This window comes from uncultured Anaerococcus sp. (assembly GCF_947253225.1).
Lineage (GTDB): Bacteria > Bacillota > Clostridia > Tissierellales > Peptoniphilaceae > Anaerococcus.
In genome coordinates this window covers 1-5,111 of record NZ_CAMXYR010000079.1, presented here as the reverse complement: position 1 = coordinate 5,111, position 5,111 = coordinate 1, and the positions used below count along the sequence as shown (strand labels likewise).

4 protein-coding genes are annotated in these 5,111 nt (G+C 37.7%); 1 reads left to right on the top strand and 3 read right to left on the bottom strand.

The window, feature by feature from the left end; all coding sequences use genetic code 11:
* The 3 genes from Q0W95_RS07345 to tyrS all read right to left on the bottom strand — a co-directional run.
* The coding region (locus Q0W95_RS07345; protein ID WP_297791391.1) for an ABC transporter ATP-binding protein at positions 1-1,600 on the bottom strand (1,600 nt) is incomplete at its 3' end.
* Positions 1,584-2,783 carry a winged helix-turn-helix domain-containing protein gene (locus Q0W95_RS07340; protein ID WP_297791389.1) on the bottom strand — a complete coding sequence of 400 codons (1,200 nt, stop codon included), beginning with the start codon at positions 2,781-2,783 and terminating at the stop codon, positions 1,584-1,586. The genes Q0W95_RS07340 and Q0W95_RS07345, both read right to left, overlap by 17 nt.
* A 166-nt stretch (positions 2,784-2,949) precedes the next feature.
* Entirely contained in the window at positions 2,950-4,200 is a 1,251-nt protein-coding gene (gene tyrS, locus Q0W95_RS07335; protein ID WP_297791387.1) for a tyrosine--tRNA ligase, read from the bottom strand.
* Between the two features lie 360 nt (positions 4,201-4,560).
* Between tyrS and Q0W95_RS07330 the strand changes: the two genes are divergently transcribed.
* A partial coding sequence (locus Q0W95_RS07330) for a class I tRNA ligase family protein (protein ID WP_297791385.1) occupies positions 4,561-5,111 on the top strand: 551 nt, incomplete at its 3' end.

The window sequence follows — 5,111 nt, the reverse complement described above, 5'->3', positions numbered from 1 at the left end:
TAGCCTTGGCATTTTCTCTGTAGATAGCACGGGCTATGGCGAGTTTTTGGTTTTCTCCTCCAGAAAATAGGGTTCCATCTTCGTGGATGTTTCTTGTCATTTGTGTATCGATTCCCTTTGGAAGTTGGTCAAGCTTGTAGGAAAGCCCCGCCTTTTCTAGGGCATCTATCACCTTTTTCCTGTCGATGTTTTTATCAGTTCCTGCCACATTTTCTGCTAGGGATACGGCAAGAGGTTCTACATTTTGAAGGACTGTAGCAAAGGCCTTGTATCTTTCATCTAGGTCAAGGGTCTTGGCATTTATACCATTTATTAAAATCTCACCTTCTGTTGGCTGGTAAAGACCCAAAATCAAGGAAACTATGGTAGATTTGCCAGCTCCATTGACCCCAACTATGGCGACTTTTTCCCTTTCTTTTATGGTAAAGGAGAGATTTTCCAAGACCTTTGTGCTAGAAAGTGGGTAGGAGAAGGACACATTTCTAAATTCTATTGTCATAGGTCCTGTGATTTTCTCATCTCCCCAGGTAGATTCTAGCTTAGTTCTTATCATATCAAAACCATCAGCCACATAGAGGAGGTTGGCCCTAGTTTGGGCAAGGTTATCAACAAGACCAAGACAGACCTTGCTAAAAATCGCCACAGAAGTAATTATTAGGGTTAGGTTTTTAAGGTTAATCTCATTAGATATAATTTTTCCAGCCAAGAAATAATAGCAGATAGCCTCTATGCCGACCAGACTAAGGGCAAGGATTGGAGATAAGTATATCTCTGGCTTAATAAAAACTCTTGAAATTCTCACTACATCAGCGACTAGGGGCCTAAAACCTGCTATGAACCTGTCCTTGAAGGAGAAGATTCTGATATCCTTGGCAAAACGGAAGTCGCTAGCCTCATTATAATACACCTCCGTCTTTCTTCTGACCTTGTTAAGCTCACCCATGTGGGCGTGCCTGTACTTGTCAGTATAGTTTCTTAGACCTAATTGGATGAGGATGGAAATTAGGGCAAAGACAAAGATTAGGGGGCTTAGCCTTGCCATAATTACAGAAATCACCACAAAGGAGATGATACTTGAAAAAAGGGGGTACATATCGTGATAGATGCCCTCAAGACCTGTATTGTTGCATGAAAATGGCTCAAAACCCCTGGTAAACTCTCCCATAAAGAGGGAATTTTCCCCAAGACCGTAGTCCATTTTCATAATAGATTCTGTTGCTTTCACAAATAAATTTAACCTTGTATCCATGTAGGTCGGATAAGTTCTACGTTCAATTTGCTTAGAAATTATAGAGAAGGCACAAATTATAAGGCTATAGGCTGTAATTATAAGAATCATAGTCCTGAGGTCGGTGTTTTTTTCTATCAAGTCTACCAAAAAGTACATGATAAAGGCTTCCAAAACAGGAATAAGCCCATCCACAAAAGGATAGATTATTAGTGAAAATTTTATTTTTAGATTGTTCTTAAAGGGAGCATAGGCCATTTGCAAGAGCCTAAAATTTGATAATTTATTTCCCCTAAGAAAGGCTTTGATGCTTTCTTCTGAATTTAAGTTTTGGGCGAGATTTTCCCTTAATTTCTTAGTCTCTTTTGTCATAATTTTCCTCCCTTATGTTACTAGCAAATTCGCTAAGGTCATCTATGATTTTCTTAAAACCAGCTTTTCTCAAATAGTAATAAGTCTTTCTACCCTCGATATAGGCTCCTACAAAGCCACAAACGTGAAGTTGGCTTAGGTGATAGGAAAGAGTGGCAGGAGTTATGAAAAGTTTGTCTGATAGTTCCTTGGAATAGTAGGATTTCTCCATAAGGAGGTCAAGGATATCAATCCTAGTAGCATCTCCCAAAATCTTTAGGTACTGGTTTAGGAGTTTTAACTTCCCTAGATTTTTCTTTTCCTTATCAGCAAAAATACCAAACTTTATAAAGGCAAAGTCTATATCTTCTGACATAAATTGAATCATTTCCATATTTGGTGCCATACAGAGAGAGTAGACACTAAGGGGCTTATCATTAGTAAGTAAAAAAGAATTTATCCCAACTTGGTCAATAATATCCTTGATAAACTTATAATCATCCTCCTTGATATGGTCAAAATGATTTGTTAGGTCTTTACTGATAAGAGGGATATGGTCTTTTAAAATCTCACAAAGTTTTTCAAGAAGGGGAAGGAGCCTATCGTAGATAGACCTAGTATTTGAGTAAGACCTCACTAGGCTCATAGACAACTCATCCCTGTAAGGAAGTTTCGCTATCAAGGTCATGAAATTTTCCTTGAAGGCCTTCTTTTTGTTAACTATAAGACTTGCAAGGTCCTTGTGATTTTCATCACCAAGCTCAACTCCCATAAATTTTAGGAAACAAAAGTCAAAAACTTCTTTGAAACGCTCATAAGTTAAATCTTTTAAATCAAAAATATTGAGATTTTGAAAAATTCCTGCAAAAAAAGGCAGATAATTCTCATCATTTTCCGTAAATATGTAAAAAAGATTAAGAATATCGGTATTCTTTTCCGTAAAAAACTCCTCCAAATAAGGAAGGGCCTCACTTTTAACTTTCTTTACAAAATCGACATAGGCTTTTTCGGAAGCAAAAACCTCTTCTATGGAAATCAAAAGCCAATCCTTTGAGAAAGAAAAGCCAGGATAGGCTATATCAAAGCTATATTGACTCTTGTTTGAGGCAGATAGCCAATTTGTATAGTAGTAGATGATAAGCCCTGCCTCATTTACAAGAAGGGGCTTTTCTATAATATTGAAATCATTAAAAACTTGATCCATAAGACCTCCTTTATTCGATATATATCTAAGATAGCCTGATAAGTTAGATATATATTTGATTAATTTAATTATAGGACAAATTTCATCTAATATCAATAGACTTATATTCGATATTAATCTAAGATAAGGGCGAAAAAAAGTAGCCCTAAGGCTACTTGTAAAATATCTAGGCGAGGTCAACCTTGTGGAAGTTTTTCTTGCCTTTTTTGATTATTATTCTTTCTTCTTCAAAGATTTCTTCTGTAACTTCAAAGGAAGGGTCGGTTATTTTTGTATCGTTGATTGATACTCCACCTTGTTGGATGGCTCTTCTGGCCTCTCCATTTGATTTGGTAAGGCCAGTTTCTGTCATTAGGGCAAGCAGACCCTTTGGAAGGTCGGCTTTTGCGATTTGACTGGTAGGCATGGCAGATTCATCTCCCTTGCCAGAGAAAAGAGCCTTGGCTGCTGCAAGAGCTTCGTCAGCTTTCTCCTTGCCATGGACGAGTTTTACAACTTCGTAGGCGAGTATTTCTTTTGCCTTATTGATTTCGCTTGCTTCTGTCTGGCTTCCTAGCCTTCTACATTCTTCTGTTGGGAGGAAGGTAAGTTGGAGGAGGAATTTCTCGACATCCCTGTCATCGACATTTCTCATGTATTGGAACATTTCGTAAGGGGAAGTCTTATTTTCATCAAGCCATACAGCTCCCTTTTGAGATTTACCCATTTTTACTCCGTCAGCTGTTGTAAGGAGGGAGAAGGTCATACCGTAGGCCTTGCCATTTTCGTGTTTTTTGATAAGGTCAACTCCACCGATGATGTTTGACCATTGGTCAGACCCACCCATTTCAAGACTTACCCCATCTTCCCTATACATTTTCAAGAAGTCATAGGATTGGAGGAGCATGTAGGAAAATTCAAAGAAGGTTAGTCCACCTGCTGCCATCCTGTTCTTGTAGGCATCTTTTTTTATCATTTCGTTAACTAAAAATTCGCTTCCCACATCTCTTAGAAATTCTACAAAGTTTAGGTCAAGGAGCCAATCCTTGTTGTTAAGCATGGTAGCTTTGCCGTCAGAGAAGTCCAAAAATCTTTGGAATTGCTTGTAAAAGCAAGCGGCATTGTGGTTGATTCTTTCGACTGTCATAACTTGACGCATATCAGACCTTCCTGAAGGATCTCCTATAAGGGTTGTTCCTCCACCGAGAAGGGCAACAGGCCTGTGGCCGTAGTTTTGCATACGCATCATGACCATGATTTGGATGAGGTGGCCTACAGTTAGGGAGTCGGCTGTGGCATCAAATCCACAGTAAAACTTTACTGATTCGTTTTTTAATAAGTCCTTGAGTTCTTCTTCGTTGGTAGCTTGTTCATAGTAGCCACGGTCAACTAATTCATCAAAGATATTGTCGTATTCTTTTTCGTAAGTGAATTTCATTTATTTTCCTTTCTTTTCGTAAAAATAGGTACAAAAAAAGAGCATAAAAGCGCAACAAGTGCGGTACCAGCTTTCTTTATACTCAGCGCCTAGGATAGACTCTAGGCAGGTCGTAAACAAAATGAAGTGTAATTCGTACCAAGTTGTTTCAAACAAGGTCCTACTGGTTTCATTGTAAGTTTTATTATAGTTTAATATACACTACTTGAGAAGATAAAGCAAGGGACTTGATTTTTTAAACGGGCTCTAATATTTTTTTGAAATATTATTTTCATCAATGATAAATTAAAGTGATGATTTATAGGCTCTTTTGAAGTATGATAAAGCTAGTATATGCATTAGGATTATGAAAGGATTATTATGACAGAGAAAAAACCTTATTATATTACAACACCGATATATTATCCAAATTCCAACCTTCATATCGGTAATACCTACACTTCTGTTATTGCAGATGTGCTCAAAAGATACAAAAATTTATTAGGATATGATACCTTCTTAACTACAGGAACTGATGAACATGGACAAAAAATCATGAAAAGTGCTCAAGATGCGGGAGTTGCTCCTCAAGATTTTGTCGATAAGATAGCTTCTGAGACAATCGAGCTTTGGAAAAAACTTGAGATTGACTATGACCGTTTCATAAGATCAACTGAGCATCAACACGAAGAAGATGTCAAAAAAATCTTTAAAAAACTCTACGACCAAGGCGATATCTACAAGGGTGAGTATAAGGGATATTATTGTACTCCTTGCGAGACTTTTTGGACTGAGGCTCAGTTGGAAGATGGCAAGTGTCCTGATTGTGGAAGAGATGTAGACTACCAAGAAGAAGAAACTTATTTCTTTAGACTTTCCAAGTACACTGATAAGCTAAAAGAGCTTTTCAAAGACCACCCAGAGTTTCTTGA

Excerpts from the sequence above, each read along its gene's own strand:
- Q0W95_RS07340 (WP_297791389.1), bottom strand. The coding sequence starts at position 2,783 with ATGGATCAAGTTTTTAATGATTTCAATATTATAGAAAAGCCCCTTCTT.
- tyrS (WP_297791387.1), bottom strand. The coding sequence starts at position 4,200 with ATGAAATTCACTTACGAAAAAGAATACGACAATATCTTTGATGAATTA.